Genomic DNA, 16,127 nt, shown 5'->3' on the forward strand with positions numbered 1-16,127 from the left:
CTTTCTGTTCGGATGGATGTTTTTTCCTCAAATTCACCCTTTTTTTTGCTTTTTTATCTATTTTTTAAGCATTTTTCTGTATTTTTTTCATATTCAATCTATTTTAATGCTGTGTTTTGCATACGAAAGCCAGAAAATCGTGGCATTTTTCTTGTGATCGCACTTTAAAAAGAAAAACCGCATCAAGTCGATGCGGTAAATCCAATACTTTGTGAGCTTTTATATTTGGCAGCCATTTCATCGGCAAGATGCTGCACAACCGCATCCACACTTTCAAACGGATGAAAACAGGACTGTCGTACAATCACTGCAAAGTCTCCAGCACTTAAACGATCTAGAGCATATAACTTAGACTTTATCTCTGACTCATCCACAACAAGCTTCAGTTGGGTACAAACGTTTTCCAACAAAGCCAAGCGTTGAGCATAATTTAAAAAATCAAAATGCATCTTAAAGTCAAAACGGCGCATTGCTGCCTGATCCAACTCATCAAAACGATTGGTTGTTGCAACCATAACGCCATTAAAGCTTTCCATTTGAACCAAAAACTCATTTACTTGAGAAACTTCCCAAGAACGTGTTGCTTGACGACGGTCTTGTAACAAACCATCTACTTCATCCAAGAGTAAAACAGCTTGCATCTCTTCTGCTTCCTGAAAAGCTTTTGCAAGATTTTTTTCTGTTTCCCCCACCCAAGCTGAAATCAAATCCGAGCCACGCTTAATCAATAATGGTCGATTGATACGTTCAGAAAGCCATTTTGCAAATGCGGTCTTACCCGTTCCAGATGCACCATATAGACATAAACGTCCGAAACCATGTTGCTGAATCCCTGTTGTGATTTCAGCAAGATTTGACTTACAGTTGATATAAGCCAAGTCATAGAATTTGGGTAATGCATTGCTATCTTGCAACCGAATCGCTTGATACCCTTGTGCTTTCAGTGTATTGGAAACCAATTGAGTCATGCTTTCCTGTACCACTAAACCTTCATTTTCCATCTGTGCCACTTTCGCAACACGATAACTGCGACGTAAAATTGCAGGGGAAAGTTGTTCAACATTGGCAAACGCTTGTTGATACAACATATTGAGATCTTCACCACAATGCTGTTGTATAAAGCTGCTCCGTTGCTGTTTAGGGGGGACTTTTATTTCTAACACCATGTCAAAACGGCGTATAAACGCAGGATCAAGCTGATCAGAGTTTGAAACCCAAATCGTAGGTGTTCGATTTTGTTCTAATATCCGGTTGACCCAAGCCTTACGACTTTGCGCTGTGCTTTTCATGCCGACACCATTTTCAGTGTCATTAAACACATCTTCCACTTCATCAAACATCAATAATGCAGATTGGCTATCGAAAATACATTGTGCCGCACGATAAGCACATAAACGCCCTGTCGCTGAAATCGCATCACCATCTTCATCTTCACAGGTGATTTCAAAAAGCTGTACGCCCATTTCTTGTGCCAATGTTTTACAGAGTTGTGTTTTGCCTGTACCAGAACTGCCATACAGAAAAATATTCACACCTTCTTGTTTATTCTGTTTCACTTGCTTTAGATAAGCCATCAACAAGGTCAATTCAGAGGCTAAATGAGGATAGTCCCTAAGCGTCAATTCAGCAGGATGACTTTTATTGATCGTGCCAACAAAAAGATCCATAACATCATTGGTTTTCACCAATAATTTATCCGCCAATTGGTTAGAGACCAGATTCAGTTTTCCACGTAAATAGTTACGATAGTGCTGCTGCACACTGATCAAACCACTACGATGTAAACGCCCTTGTACAGATAGCGCTTGACGGATCTCGTCATAAGGTAAATCCAAAACCACAGCCAAAGCACGAATCGTTTTAGAAGCCGTGAGCTCACCAATCGTGTCAGCGACATCATCTAAAAGTTGCTCACTGTTGAGCATCACTACAAAACCTAAAATCGTTGTTTCAACAGCGTTTAAATCCAGCAATTGCTGGATTAATTTCAAGTTATATTGAAGTTCATCATTAAATTGAAAGGCATTCAATAAATTTTGTTGCTGAATGCTTTTATGCAATTGATTGAGTTCTTGATAAGCTGCTTGCTCATTAAATTGATCCGCAAGCAATGCTTCTGAAAAACCAAGTTTCTTAGCAATCCATTGATGGCTAAAACAATGATCAGAAATGAATTCTTTTGCGCCTCCCAGCTCCAGCAAAAATCGAAAAGCCCAGAGTTTTACAATCGGAGAAATTTCAGCAAAATCCGCAACCTCAACATGTTGCACCGTATGTGCAAAAGGTTGATTTATATATTCGTTCATATATTCACTTTTTTCTTTTCATGTCCGAGTTTGGCTTTAGCTAATCTGTATTTTTTACAAGCAAAGCGATCCCGAAGAACATGTATATTCTTTAAAATAAGGTTTTTGTTCGTTTAATTTAAACGATTAAAATGTATGGGGGTCTATTGAAAGCCCAAAATAAGAAATACGCTAAACAACATGATTGTTCTCCCGATTATTGAATTTAAATGTAGATTCAAATTACATTTCAAACAGGTGTCTAAAATGTGCTGGGTTTAATCAAGATATTATGGTTATCCTGCAACCAGTCAGTGGTCGTCTATAATCTTGTCAAATGGCAACGTTACAAGATCAAATAAGGCAAGTGAAAGAAAAAAATACGGTCATCATTGTGATTATTTAAGCCATCGTGGCTAAATTTTGGCTCATTTTAATGTGAAGCATCTATTTTTGCAATTCTTTCTTAGATTTTTAGCCTTCATTATTCTTTTAAAGCAATCCATTTTCTTCGTATAAAGAAATTTAAACGTTTTGAAATTCCTATGCGCTATCAACCTCAAGACTATCAAGGTCTTACCCAAACAGAAAAAATAAAAAATCCCGCCTAAGCGAGATTTTTTTATTGTCTTTCAGGTTATTTCGCTTTATCTATAAATAGCTGAGTACTATATTCAGTCGTTGCTAATTTATTAATTTTCTTTTGCCCTTCTTGACCAGTCAAAGCTTGGGCATATTTAAGAAAAGCCTCTGCATAATCTAAGCCGACATCTAAACGACGCTCACCAGTGATGGTCTTTAAAGTCGTATAGTAATCCCCACCATTGGCAAGAAAATCAATAGTGATCACTTTATAGGTTTTATTCAGATCAATATTTTCATATTGTCCTGCTGCATTACGTACTTGTATTTGACTGAGGCGCTGACCTTTATCTTTTGTGAAATCAACATTCCAACGTAAACCACCCGTGTATGGATAACTTCCCGTGTTATTCTGGGTAATCACTCCGTCGATCGCATCTTCGAGTGTTGCTTTAACTTCAGCACCCGTCAAATCTAAACGCAACAACGTATTTTTAAAAGGTAATACATTATAAATTTTACCGACCGTGACATCGCCCAAAGCAACATCTTCACGGACACCACCGCCATTTTGGAAGGAAATATCTGCACCAAAAAACACTTTACCTTGTTGTAAAAATGCTTCGGCAATAATTTGCTGAATATCACCACCATGTTGATCGACATGAGTATTTTTATTACACACATCTCCTAATGTAGAACGGTTTACATCACGTAATGTTCCTGGTACTCGGCGCGAGCATAGATTATCTGTCGCCTGCCCTACAATTTTTTGAGCAAAGCTTTTCTTTTGATCCTGATAGAGTTTTAAAACATCTAAAGTCTTTTGTAATGGTGTGACCACAGTAAACGGTGCATTGTCTGTTTTAAATTGAGCCAGAATAGCTTGTTTTTCTGTTTCGGTGACTGCTTTTGCATCTTTCGCTGTACGGGTAAAATTATTTCCAATTAAAACATGCGGCGTACCACTACAGCTTTCGACATTACCATTTTTGTCGAACTTAACATTGAGATCTCCCACAATATAACTATATTGCCAAGCTTGAGCCACACAGACCAATTGACCATCTTTATTGCGTAGTTGAGTCGGATAAGCACCTTCAGGTGTCATTCCATATTTTTTTAAGCCATCTGGACCCAATAAAGTATGTGAATCGCCACCAATGATCACATCGACATCTGTAAGTGATTTTGCCAACTGTTGATCGAGGTCATATCCCACATGGGTTTGTAGAATAATATTTTTGATGCCTTGTGCTTTGTATTGATTAATTTCTTGTTGTGCGGTTTCGATTTCATCAGCAAATAATGTATCAGCATTCGGCTGAGAAGAGTTTTTGGTTTTTTTCGCCACAGTTAAACCAATAATTGCGAATTTAACACCATCTTTCTCAAAGACTTGTGACTTTAAAATACGGTTGGTTTTATACAATGGCGAAGATGCACCGAAACTTACGTTGGCAGTCAGGACTTGAGTCTTTTCTTTACAAGTACCTTGGTCTAGGTAACCAATAAATTTCTTTAAACCATCATCCTTAGCATCGAATTCATGATTTCCAGGGGTAAATGTATCAAAACAAACGGTATTCATCGCATCAGCATCTGCTTTACCGTCCGTAAGGTTATAGTACAAATCACCAGTGGTCGCATCACCTGCATGGATTTTAAAAGCGTTTTTCTTTTCTGCTGCAAGTTGATTAATTAAGCTGGCTACACGCGCAAAACCACCACTTGTAACACTGAATTCTTCTTCCCCTGTCCCCACATTGGTTTTAAATTTGATACTTTCTTCATCTAAATGTGAATGGTGGTCATTTATATGTAGGATGTTTAGCTCTAATGGTTTTGCTTCTACAGGCTGATCAACATTTGAATGATCATTATCATCATTACACGCCACCAGCAACGTAGAAAGCATACTCAGCAAAAATATTTGCTTTTTCTTATTAATCAACATGATATTTCCAACAAGCAATAAATTATTCTTGCTTAGTATGTTGATCGTTTATTTAATTTTGATGAATAATTAAACATTTTTCACATAAAAAACCTACGTTGAAATCTTGAATTTCCAAATAGTTTAATGCTTTTAATCACAAAAACCTTGTACCAGTCTGAATGTACCGTCTTAGTTTTTAAATAGCTTTATTATATTTATTGCTAAAACAATTATGTAAATTTATGATTTTTATTGATTTTAAATTTAATACATTCAAACGCAAAAAAACCAATCAAATCTGATTGGTTTTTAACGGTGGAAACTTAATCTGCTTGATAAAATGGTCGATCACCCATCAATGTTGCTCGATTCATAACCCGGTGCTGTGGGCGATAATCATCGACTGCATAGTGGAAAGTACAGCGATTGTCCCAAAATGCAACATCATTGGCTTGCCAAGACCAACGCACCACAAACTCAGGTTTTTGAATATGCTCAAACAGCATTTTCAAAACTGCATCACTTTCTTTGGCTTCTAATTCATTGATTCGTGTTGTAAACCCCTCACTCACAAATAAGGCTTTACGACCTGTAATGGGATGAGTACGAATCACAGGGTGGCTAATCGGTGGATGCTTTTTCTTGGCTGCTTCTAACTTTTCCAACTCTGCTGGGTCACCACCAAAGCGATCTATCGGAAATGAACGTGCAATATCATGTGTTGCAGTTAAACCCGATAGCATCTCTTGCATCGGTTGAGATAATGCTTCAAAAGCTGCTGTACCACTTGACCAGAGTGTATCGCCACCCCATGCTGGAACTTTCTTTGCACTCAAAATTGCACCCATTGCAGGTTCTTCAAGGAAAGTGACATCGGTATGCCATAGTGCATTATCACGCAAATCATTTAATTCGGTATCCAAAACCATAATTTCTGGCTGTTCTGGAATATTTGGATAAATGGGATGAATATGTAACTGTCCAAACTGTCGAGCGAAAGCAGCATGTTGCTGAGCTGTCATCGGCTGATTTCTAAAAAAAATAACCTGATGTTTTAGCAATGCTGTTTCGATCAATGTCTTTTCTTCAGGCGTCAAAGCTTGATTAAAATTAATCCCTTCAATCACAGCACCAATGGTAGGATTCAATGGTGTAATTTTAAAAGTATTTGATACAACAGCGTTCATTTCTTCCTCGATCATCTCAAGATGTTTTAAAGGCAAATCATTATTAAAACTTTAAAAATACAATAATCAATTTGAGGGCGATTGCGTTTTTATCAATCTTGCCAACATGCCCACAAAGATTTAAATCAAAGCGCTTAGTGAGCTTGCTTATCCCAAGGGACCAATTTCTTTTGCAAACGGCGTAATCCAATTTCCAGTGCAAAGGCAATCACAGCAATAATCAAAATACCCACAATCACCACATCTGTTGCCAAAAGTTGTGAAGATGATTGCACCATAAAGCCTAAACCTTCTGAAGCACCAACCAACTCAGCAGCAACCAATGTTGACCAACCCACGCCAAGTCCAATACGAATACCTGTTAAAATGCCAGGTAAAGCACTCGGTAAAACCACATGTTGAATAATTTGCAATGGCGTTGCACCCAAAGACTGTGCAGCACGAATTTTTGCTTGGTCGACAGAACGTACGCCTGTTGCCGTTGCGATAACAATCGGGGCAAAAATCGCAAGATAAATCAATAAAACTTTGGATAACTCACCAATACCACACCAAATTACGATCAAAGGCAAATAAGCCAAAGGGGGAATTGGACGGTAAAATTCGATGATTGGATCGACAACACCACGTATCACTTTATTTCGACCAATCGCAATTCCCACAGGAATAGCCGTAATTACAGCAGCAACCAAAGCCGTGCCAATACGACCTAAGCTTGCGCCAATATGGCTCCATAAGCTGATGCTCATATAGCCATTGGTCATCAAATCTTGTAAGCGATCTAATACTGCAACTGGTGATGGCAAAAATAAAGCATCAATCCAACCTACAGCAGTGACAAACCACCAAATTGCAAGCAATACCACAATTGTCATGCTACTGATCAAGGTAATATTCACTTCACGTGGAACATTATTTTTTTGGGGCTGAGGTTGAACTGAAGCCATTAATTTTGGGTCTAATTGTGCTGTCATCATTACACCTTTTGCCCTTGAGCTGACGTTTGTTGAGATGAGTGAGATTGCTCTTGATGATTTTGAATAAATACACGACTCAACACATGCTCACGCATTTCAATAAATTTTGGATCAGATTTGATGCTTCGTGCAGACTCACCATTGGCATATCTTTTTGCAAAGTCCAGTGTTAATCGCTCAACAATTCGTCCTGGATTGGGCGCTAAAATAATCAGATCTGTCGCAAGGAAAACTGCTTCTTCAATATCATGAGTGATTAAGAAAGTTGGTTTTGCCGTACTTTTCCATACATCCAACAACAAACACTGCATTTGTTCGCGTATAAAAGCATCTAAAGCACCGAACGGTTCATCCATCAGTAGAATTTTAGGATCTGAAGCCAAAGCGCGCGCTAATCCAACTCGTTGCCGTTGACCGCCTGACAGCTCCCAAATATGACGCTGTCCAAAACCGTCTAAATTGACCAGTTTCAATAATTCATGCGCTCGCATTTGACGTGTTTTTTTATCAATACCTGCCAGTTCTAAACCAAAAGCAATATTATCCTCAACATTCTGCCAAGGCAGTAAAACATCATCTTGGAACACCACACCACGATCACGACTTGGTGCAACAATGCTTTCGCCATCAAGCTTGATATTTCCTGCTTGGGGATGGGTAAAACCTGCAATCAAGTTTAATAATGTGGTCTTACCACTTCCCGACGCCCCCAAAGCAACCATGAGTTGTTCGGAGCCCAATTGAAATGACACATCTTGAAGTACCGGTTGCTCAGCACCTGGGTACTGTGCTTGTACGTGTTCTACAGTCAATACAGCCATGATGAATAGTCCCGATTTCTATTTTGACGCGTTGATAAAACGAGTGTTAATAAATTGTTGATAATTTGGTGAGACCTTTTTAACCAAGCCCTGTGCTTTCAAAAAGTTAACCGCATTGGCAATATTTTGTGTAGTTCGCCCACCTAAATACTGTGGGCTTAATTGTGCTTGACGATCAGGATATTCTGCCCCTGCAAGAAGCGTTGGAACATCTTGCGCATCAACTCCGGTAATTTTGGCAATTTTTTGTACTTCGGCTGAGTTTGCAGTCCAATGGCGCTTATTACGGTTGTAAGCATCATAGTAATTCAAAGTCACCGAGGAAAATTTGCTGAGTACTTCAGGATGCTTTTGCGCAAAATCCTTACGTGCGACCCAAACTTCAAATGTAGGCGAACCCCATTGCCCAACCTGCCCTGCATCCGTCATCACCTTGCCGGTTTTTTTGATATTGGCGAGTGCTGGAGACCAAACAAAAGCGGCATCAATATCTCCTCGACGCCATGCTGCATTGATTTCAGCAGGCTTGAGGTTCAACAACCGAATCTGATTGGGTTTAATATTCCAGTGTTGCAATGCGCCCAGTAAACTGTAGTGCGAAGTCGAAGCAAATGGTGTAGCCACTTTTTTCCCAATCAAATCTTGCGGACGATGGATACCAGAACCATTTCTGACCACCAAGGCTTCTGCACTTTTTAAATCTGTTGAAATCAAAAACACATCAATTGGCAAGTTATTGGCAACAGCAGCACCTAAAGGACTAGATCCAATCAAAGCAATATCTACAGAGCCTGAAGCCAAAGCAGTTAAAACTTCAGCACCACTGTTAAATAAGCGCCAATCCAGTTTTTCTCCAATCACTTTGTCATATACACCATCAGCCTGTGCAACTTTGGCAGGCTCTATATTGGTTTGATAACCAATCACAATTGGACGTGCATTTACCCAACCACTATAGCTAAACATAGCTAAAGACGAGCAAATTAAAATAAGCTGCTGAAATTTCATGATGGATATAAGCTGACAATCAATGGAAAAAGAAGAGAATCTGCTTTATGGTAAGGTTTTTGTATATTATTAAAAATATGTTTTTTAGATTTACTTATTCACTTTTTTCATTAATAAAATTGATCTTTTCACTGTGAATAGATATCTAGATCAAAACTAGAGAGTTTTTATTTAATCACAGCAATACATGAAAAACATAAAACACATCTCACTAAAATAATAAAGTGAAAATTAAATCACATTAAGCAACACTTTCAATGGTTTATTCATCGGAAATAGAGCAAAAGCTCTATTTTTATCTAAATAAAATTACTATATTGATTATAAATAAAGCACTTTTTAGCTATAAGGATATAACATGAAAAAGGGATTTATTGCTTTTACATCACTCGCATTATTAGGATTATCAAGCGCTTCTCAAGCTAAACAGGATGTCTGTGTATTTGACTTATTAGGAAAAGCTGGTGAATCTTATAAAATGATGGAGGAATGGGCACTCGCTGCAAAAGCGTGGAATACCGATATACAGCTGATTGCTTATCAAAATGAAGAAATGGCAGAACGAGACTTCCAAAGTGGTAAATGTGATGCTGTCTTTTTAACAGCAATGCGAGCACGCCAATTTAATAAATTTGCTGGTTCTATTGATGCGCTTGGTGGCGTTCCAAACAATGCCATCGCCTTAAAAGCCATTAATTTCGTTTTAGATAAAAGAAACACGCAACGACTGAAATCAACAATCAACGGTGTGGAGTATGAAGTGGGCGGTATCGCTCAAATCGGTCCTGCTTATATTTTTGTGAATGATAGATCGATTAACACCATTGAAAAAGGACGCGGAAAGAAATTCGCCGTATTGTCCTATGATAAAGCCCAGATCGCCGCAGTAAAACGTGTCGGCGCAATCCCTGTTTTATCTGATATTTCAGATTTTATTGTGAAGTTTAATCAGGGCAAAGTGGATATGGTGGGTGCGCCAGCTTATGCCTTTAAACCTTTAGAACTTTCAAAAGGCTTAGGTAGCAATGGGGCAATGTTTAACTTCCCTGTACTCAATGTCACTGCCGATTTGATTTTTAATACCAGTAAATTTTCTCCAGGTTTTGGCAACCTATCACGAGAATGGTTCCTTAAAAAAATGCCAAAGCAGTTTGAAATGGTCAGAAAACAAGAGGAAAGCATTCCAAATAAATATCGTCTGAATTTAAGTAAAGAGGACAAAGAGCGTTATCAAAAACTACTTCGGGATACACGCTTAGAATTGACCAAACAAGGGGTCTATGACCCAACCATGATGTCAGTGCTTAAGCGAGCACGTTGTACTGTAGATCGGACCAACTTTGAATGTTCACTCTCAGGTGAATAGAACTAAATTAAAGCCAACAGCGTTAGAGTGCTAATGATTTCTAAAAATTATTGGCACCATGACTCAATACCGTTTAAATGTTTCTTTATATTCTAGTTTCCTAAATAGAAATCACACCAATCCATTCTGTGAAGCATTGGCTGTAATATATCAAAACATTCTCTTACTACATCGCCATTCTACGAGACAAGGCTGAGTCTCGCTGGCGTAAAAATTCTCGTAAAAGTATAAAATAATCAGGATGTACAGCTTGTTGCACCGATGCACGTCCAGCCAATGCCATACGCCAAAGTTTGATCTTTGGTAGATTCTCAAAGAAATGAAAATCACCTAGATGATCAAACAACTCAAAATAACGAAATATGGGTGCAAACACGGCGTCCACCATGCAGAAATCGCTTCCTGCAAACCATGGACCCTCCGATAATTCTTTTTCAATTTGAAACAGTCGTGTACGAATCAAATCTGCTTGTATTTCCAACATTTGTTCGTCTTTAGCATTATAGAATGTAGCAATCGTATTGAGCAACGATGAACCAAACTCTATCCATGAACGATGATGAGCACGAATCAAAATATTCTTTGGATGCAACGGTGGTTCTAGGGCATCTTCTAAATATTCACAAATCACAGCAGACTCAAAAATTCCAACCTCATCAACCAGTAGAACAGGTGTTTTACCCAAAGGTGAATAGCTCAGAAACCACTCTGGTTTATTTGCTAAATCTATGTCTCGACGTTCAAAATGAACCGCTTTTTCCTTCAGTACAATGACAGCACGCTGTACATAAGGACAGAGTACATGGCTAATTAAAATCAGGGAGCTCATTCTATAATCTCCCTTTCAATGTGACACTGAATGAAGCAATCTCTGCTTCGTGTTTTATATTTATCAATACACAACAATAAAACATCGAATACTAAAAAATTTGATGGAATGACCATGAAAGCCTCCAATTTACAAATTAATAGATTCCATCTTATGATTGCAAGATCACAATAAAAATAGGCAAAAAAGAAATCGATGATTGCAAATTCGCAATACAAATTAAAAGCGAGTGATCTAGAACTTATTCTGGCACTGGTTCGAACACATAATTTAATGGGTGCAGCCGAGCGGTTAGGTGTCAATTCTTCAACTGTTTTTCGCACAATTCGCCACATCGAACGCAGTTTGGGACATGAGCTATTTGAACGTTCACGCACAGGATATTTACCTACTGAACAAACTTTATTGTTGGCTGAATATGCTGAGAAAATAGAAGCACAATTAGAGCAAGCTCGTTCTGAAGTTCAACTCGTCCCAGAGCAGGTATCAGGTATTGTGCGCATTACCACTACGGATACCATCCTACATGGCTTGATCGCACCTTCACTTCACAAGCTTTCAAATGTACATCCCTTATTAGAATATGAACTACATACAGGTAATGAACTCACGAGCTTAACCAGACGTGAAGCAGACATTGCAGTGCGTGCAACTAAACATCCTCCACACCATCTGATAGGCAAGCATATCGGTACATTAAATATGGCATTATATGCAGGAACTAATATTGATCACGATCAACTGGCTAATTTTGGTAAAGTAAATTGGATCGTCCCTGATGATGCTCTACCCGACCATCCATCGGTAATTTGGCGCAAACGTCATTATCCAAAAGCAGTGCTACGTTATCGTGTTAATAGTATTCTTACTGTAATGGAGTTCATATCTGCAGGCATGGGTGTGGGTGTATTACCTGTGTTCCTTGCTCAACAATGCAAAGATTTGATTGCATTAACCGACATTCTCGAAGAATGTGAAACTGAACTATGGATACTCACGCATCCTGAATCAAGACATCTACTTAGAGTATCCAGTGTATTCAGGCATCTGAGTGAAACATTAAAACTATGATACTGACTAGGATTACAACACTAGTTTAAAAATACATATAAGGACTGAAATAATGCAAATCACATAATTTAAAATTTTATTGTGATCGTTAAACTCAAATATAAGAGCGGTTAATGATTTATAATCATGGGTGTTTACATCTCTGAAACTTTTCAACTAATCAAAATTATTTTTAAAAATCATAAATTTAAAATTCAAAACTATAAAAAACATGATCTAAAAAATCAGGCGATGGAGGCATCCATATAATCGCCTGATTTTTTTTCAGAACTTACTGAGCTGAAGGTTGTTCACCCAAAGTTGGATCTTGAGTGGCTTGAGCTGGTTGCGATTGTTGAATCGTAGCATCACCTTCTACCGCAGTGCCTTGCTGAGCAGGATCAACTGTTGCTGTTTGTGCAGATTGGTGCTGATCTGCTGAACTCATTGGCGCTGATTGTGTGGTTTCAGGTGCTTGTGTGGTTTCACTTGAAGTACATGCTGTACTCATCACCGCAACACCTGCCAATAACATAAAAATAAGACCTGATTTTTTCATCATCAATTCCTTTATCATCACTCGATTAAAAAACGACAATACAATCCGCATCATCGTGCTGACTATGATTGCCATTTTTTCAGCTAAGTTCGTTGCAGCTTGGTAAGACTTTTAACGTGTTGCCGTATAAGTTCTGCAAAGTTTATTAAATCAATTACTTATTTTGACTAAATAAAATATCAACGTTAAATCATTCATTTGTCTGAGTTTTTAAATATGCGCTGAGTTGACACAAGAAGAAAGCTCATGTTGAAAAATATATTTTTACCGTAAAAGTCTCGTATTAGTTACATTGTTAAAATTTTTAATGAAGCAAAAAAAAAAGCTTATCCAAGAAGATTGGATAAGCTATGAAAAACATATTCAAATAAAAAGAAACTACAGCCATAGAATCTTAGGAGCATGATAATGAAACTCTATGTTTTTCGCAAAGCCTTATTTTCAATAAGTTTAATCGGTTTTATATATTAATTTATAATTTTTATCTATTCATTCAATTTTAATTTATGAATTTAATGGTCATTTTTCACAATTTAAGAATAAGAAAAAAAACAATTTCTCATTTTGTTTGTGGAAAAAAATCTATGTATTTGCTGAATATTCACACAATAAATTAAGATTTATATGTTATTCAGTTACGCTTCTGAGTTTTTTTGCTGAATTTCATTAAATAATATTCAATCTTGCTTGAATTTTAGTAGCTCGCCCACATTTCATATTCATTGACGAATTAAACGACCATGGCAGTTCAAAAATGAACACAGTGCAAAACTGCTGCCGATAAGGACTGTACATGTTTAAGAACCCATTTAAACGGAGTAAATCAATGGCAACTGAGCAAAATCAAGAAGCCCAAGATCTTCAAAACGAGCAAGCAGAACAGCAAACTCAGACTGAAAATGAACAGGTTGAAGTTACCGTTGAAGCTTTAGAAGCTCAAATCAGCAATTTAGAAGAGAGTTTAAAACTGGAAAAAGCCCGTACGGCAAATGCAGTATATGAAGCACAAAAAAGCGTTGAGCGTATTCAACGCGATGCTGAAAAACATAAAGATACGGTATTGGAGAAGTTTGCAAAAGAATTATTAGATTCTGTAGACAATCTTGAACGTGCGATTCAGGCAGGTGGCGATGAAGAAACGCCTGTACTTGAAGGTGTAAAACTCACGTTAAAATCTCTTCTTACCACTTTAGAAAAATTTGGTGTTGTTGAAGCAGATACCACAAATGGCTTCAATGCTGACTTACACCAAGCCGTAGGGATCGACCCAAATGCAGCTGCCAACCAAATTGGTACCGTTTTGCAAAAAGGTTATACCTTAAATGGTCGACTACTTCGCCCTGCAATGGTCATGGTGGGTCAATAAGCTTAATAAATGAGGGCTTTTTGAAAATATTTTCATGAATTTTCTCAAATAATGACTTGAAAATTTTTGAATGGCTCTCATATCGGATAACAAGAAAATCCTTTTAACGCTTCCTTTCTCAAGGGAGAAATAAAAGGGATTCAAAAGAATTTAGAGGAATAGATTTATGGCTAAAATTATTGGTATTGACTTAGGTACAACAAACTCATGTGTTGCTGTACTTGAAGGCGATAAAGTTAAAGTAATTGAAAATGCTGAAGGCGCGCGTACAACACCTTCTATCGTTGCATATAAAGATGGCGAAATTCTTGTAGGTCAATCTGCTAAACGTCAAGCAGTGACTAACCCTAAAAATACATTATTCGCGATCAAACGTTTGATCGGTCGTAAATACGAAGATCAAGCTGTACAAAAAGATATCGGTATTGCACCATTCAAAATCATCAAAGCAGACAATGGCGATGCTTGGGTGGAAGTGAATGATAAAAAACTTGCACCTCAACAAATCTCAGCAGAAATTTTGAAAAAAATGAAAAAAACTGCGGAAGATTATTTAGGTGAAACAGTAACTGAAGCAGTTATTACTGTACCTGCTTACTTCAATGACGCTCAACGTCAAGCAACGAAAGATGCTGGTCGTATTGCAGGTCTAGAAGTTAAACGTATCATTAACGAACCGACTGCTGCTGCACTTGCGTTCGGTATGGACAAAAAAGAAGGCGACCGTAAAGTTGCGGTATATGACTTAGGTGGTGGTACATTTGACGTATCAATCATTGAAATCGCAGACTTAGATGGCGACCAACAAATCGAAGTATTGTCTACCAATGGTGATACATTCCTTGGTGGTGAAGACTTTGATAATGCATTGATCGACTATTTGGTTGAAGAGTTCAAAAAAGAACAAAACTTCAACTTGAAACAAGATCCTCTTGCATTGCAACGTTTAAAAGAAGCTGCTGAAAAAGCCAAAATTGAGCTTTCTTCATCAAATTCTACTGAAATTAATTTGCCATACATCACTGCGGATGCAACAGGTCCTAAACACTTAGTGATGAATGTAACACGTGCGAAATTAGAAGGTTTAGTTGCTGACTTAGTTGCTCGTACGATTGAGCCTTGTAAAATTGCGCTTAAAGATGCAGGTCTTTCGACTTCTGATATCTCTGACGTGATTTTGGTTGGTGGTCAATCACGTATGCCAATGGTTCAACAGAAAGTACAAGAGTTCTTCGGTAAAGAACCTCGTAAAGATGTGAACCCAGATGAAGCTGTTGCTATCGGTGCTGCAATTCAAGGTGCAGTATTGTCTGGTGACAAAACTGACGTACTTTTACTTGACGTAACACCGTTAACACTAGGTATTGAAACCATGGGTGGTGTGTTAACTGCAATTATTGAGAAAAACACGACGATTCCTGCGAAGAAATCTCAAGTATTCTCTACAGCAGCAGACAACCAACCAGCAGTAGACATTTCAGTTTACCAAGGTGAACGTAAAATGGCTCAACAAAACAAATTGTTGGGTAACTTCCAATTAGGCGATATCCCACCTGCTCCACGTGGTGTGCCACAAATTGAAGTATCATTTGACATTAATGCTGATGGTATCTTGAAAGTATCTGCTAAAGATAAGAGCACTGGTAAAGAGCAATCAATCCAGATTAAAGCAAACTCAGGTTTGTCTGATGCTGAAATCGAAGCAATGATCAAAGATGCTGAAGCAAATGCTGAAGAAGATCGTAAGTTTGAAGAACTTGCAAAAGCACGTAACGAAGCTGATGCTTTAGTTGCTTCTGCAAATAAAGCAGTTAAAGATCTTGGCGAGCAAGTCACTGCTGATGAAAAAACTGCAATTGAAACAGCAGTTTCTGAATTAGAAGTAACTGCGAAAGAAAATGATGTTGAAGCAATCAAAGCGAAAACTGAAGCTTTACAAAACATCATTATGCCGATCACTCAACGTGCTTATGAAGCTACTCAAGGTCAAGGTGGAGCACAAGGCTTTGACCCGAACCAATTCGGTGGTGATGCAGGTCAACAACAGCAAAAAGCTGATGATGGCGTAGTCGATGCTGAATTCACAGAAGTAAAAGATGACAAAAAATAATTTGTCGCTTTAATCGAAAACCGCTCAAGAGATTGAGCGGTTTTTTTA

General features: G+C 38.0%; 12 protein-coding genes. 4 read left to right on the top strand and 8 right to left on the bottom strand.

Annotated features, from left to right (window positions below; all coding sequences use genetic code 11):
- Positions 1-182: 182 nt before the first annotated feature.
- From AC1Z3T_RS20215 to tauA, 6 genes are all read right to left on the bottom strand, one after another.
- On the bottom strand, positions 183-2,306 hold the full coding sequence (locus AC1Z3T_RS20215) for an AAA family ATPase (protein WP_100886215.1): 2,124 nt from the start codon (positions 2,304-2,306) through the stop codon (positions 183-185).
- Between the two features lie 616 nt (positions 2,307-2,922).
- Complete coding sequence (locus AC1Z3T_RS20220; RefSeq protein ID WP_483396928.1) at positions 2,923-4,824, bottom strand: 5'-nucleotidase C-terminal domain-containing protein; 1,902 nt, start codon at positions 4,822-4,824, stop codon at positions 2,923-2,925.
- A gap of 305 nt (positions 4,825-5,129) precedes the next feature.
- Positions 5,130-5,993, bottom strand: a complete 864-nt coding sequence (gene tauD, locus AC1Z3T_RS20225) for a taurine dioxygenase (protein WP_005034900.1) — start codon at positions 5,991-5,993, stop codon at positions 5,130-5,132.
- A 134-nt stretch (positions 5,994-6,127) separates the two neighbouring features.
- Positions 6,128-6,967, bottom strand: a complete 840-nt coding sequence (tauC, locus tag AC1Z3T_RS20230; RefSeq protein WP_009584743.1) for a taurine ABC transporter permease TauC — start codon at positions 6,965-6,967, stop codon at positions 6,128-6,130.
- Between the two features lie 2 nt (positions 6,968-6,969).
- On the bottom strand, positions 6,970-7,791 hold the full coding sequence (gene tauB / locus AC1Z3T_RS20235) for a taurine ABC transporter ATP-binding subunit (protein WP_042088874.1): 822 nt from the start codon (positions 7,789-7,791) through the stop codon (positions 6,970-6,972).
- 18 nt (positions 7,792-7,809) lie between these two features.
- Positions 7,810-8,799 carry a taurine ABC transporter substrate-binding protein gene (gene tauA / locus AC1Z3T_RS20240; protein WP_100886217.1) on the bottom strand — a complete coding sequence of 330 codons (990 nt, stop codon included), beginning with the start codon at positions 8,797-8,799 and terminating at the stop codon, positions 7,810-7,812.
- A gap of 358 nt (positions 8,800-9,157) precedes the next feature.
- Here tauA and AC1Z3T_RS20245 point away from each other — a divergent pair, with 358 nt between their 5' ends.
- The gene (locus AC1Z3T_RS20245) at positions 9,158-10,165 is read left to right on the top strand and encodes a putative solute-binding protein (protein ID WP_005034890.1); all 1,008 of its coding nucleotides are present in this window, start codon (positions 9,158-9,160) and stop codon (positions 10,163-10,165) included.
- A 166-nt stretch (positions 10,166-10,331) separates the two neighbouring features.
- On the opposite strand, the gene AC1Z3T_RS20250 is transcribed toward AC1Z3T_RS20245, so the two are convergent.
- Positions 10,332-10,994 carry a glutathione S-transferase family protein gene (locus AC1Z3T_RS20250; protein WP_100886218.1) on the bottom strand — a complete coding sequence of 221 codons (663 nt, stop codon included), beginning with the start codon at positions 10,992-10,994 and terminating at the stop codon, positions 10,332-10,334.
- A gap of 195 nt (positions 10,995-11,189) precedes the next feature.
- On the opposite strand from AC1Z3T_RS20250, the gene AC1Z3T_RS20255 reads away from it, so the two are divergent.
- Positions 11,190-12,065, top strand: coding sequence for a LysR family transcriptional regulator (locus tag AC1Z3T_RS20255; RefSeq protein ID WP_100886219.1), 876 nt, complete (start codon positions 11,190-11,192; stop codon positions 12,063-12,065).
- A 271-nt stretch (positions 12,066-12,336) separates the two neighbouring features.
- Here AC1Z3T_RS20255 and AC1Z3T_RS20260 read toward each other — a convergent pair whose 3' ends face one another.
- A complete protein-coding gene (locus AC1Z3T_RS20260; RefSeq protein ID WP_005034888.1) occupies positions 12,337-12,603 on the bottom strand; it encodes a hypothetical protein in 267 nt (88 codons plus the stop codon).
- Positions 12,604-13,429: 826 nt separating this feature from the next.
- Here AC1Z3T_RS20260 and grpE point away from each other — a divergent pair.
- Together grpE and dnaK are read left to right on the top strand one after the other, a co-directional pair.
- Positions 13,430-13,969: a nucleotide exchange factor GrpE gene (gene grpE / locus AC1Z3T_RS20265; protein WP_100886220.1), complete on the top strand. Its 540-nt coding sequence runs from the start codon at positions 13,430-13,432 to the stop codon at positions 13,967-13,969.
- Positions 13,970-14,135: 166 nt separating this feature from the next.
- Entirely contained in the window at positions 14,136-16,079 is a 1,944-nt protein-coding gene (gene dnaK, locus AC1Z3T_RS20270) for a molecular chaperone DnaK (protein ID WP_005034883.1), read from the top strand.
- The last annotated feature ends 48 nt before the right edge of the window (positions 16,080-16,127 follow it).

The sequence above is a fragment of the Acinetobacter sp. B-6 genome (genome assembly GCF_056930735.1).

Bases quoted from the DNA above. Each gene is read 5' to 3' on its own strand.
- AC1Z3T_RS20215 (WP_100886215.1), bottom strand. From the start codon at position 2,306: ATGAACGAATATATAAATCAACCTTTTGCACATACGGTGCAACATGTT.
- dnaK (WP_005034883.1), top strand. From the start codon at position 14,136: ATGGCTAAAATTATTGGTATTGACTTAGGTACAACAAACTCATGTGTT.
- grpE (WP_100886220.1), top strand. From the start codon at position 13,430: ATGGCAACTGAGCAAAATCAAGAAGCCCAAGATCTTCAAAACGAGCAA.
- AC1Z3T_RS20255 (WP_100886219.1), top strand. From the start codon at position 11,190: ATGATTGCAAATTCGCAATACAAATTAAAAGCGAGTGATCTAGAACTT.
- tauA (WP_100886217.1), bottom strand. From the start codon at position 8,799: ATGAAATTTCAGCAGCTTATTTTAATTTGCTCGTCTTTAGCTATGTTT.
- AC1Z3T_RS20260 (WP_005034888.1), bottom strand. From the start codon at position 12,603: ATGAAAAAATCAGGTCTTATTTTTATGTTATTGGCAGGTGTTGCGGTG.
- AC1Z3T_RS20250 (WP_100886218.1), bottom strand. From the start codon at position 10,994: ATGAGCTCCCTGATTTTAATTAGCCATGTACTCTGTCCTTATGTACAG.
- AC1Z3T_RS20245 (WP_005034890.1), top strand. From the start codon at position 9,158: ATGAAAAAGGGATTTATTGCTTTTACATCACTCGCATTATTAGGATTA.
- tauC (WP_009584743.1), bottom strand. From the start codon at position 6,967: ATGACAGCACAATTAGACCCAAAATTAATGGCTTCAGTTCAACCTCAG.
- AC1Z3T_RS20220 (WP_483396928.1), bottom strand. From the start codon at position 4,824: ATGTTGATTAATAAGAAAAAGCAAATATTTTTGCTGAGTATGCTTTCT.
- tauD (WP_005034900.1), bottom strand. From the start codon at position 5,993: ATGAACGCTGTTGTATCAAATACTTTTAAAATTACACCATTGAATCCT.
- tauB (WP_042088874.1), bottom strand. From the start codon at position 7,791: ATGGCTGTATTGACTGTAGAACACGTACAAGCACAGTACCCAGGTGCT.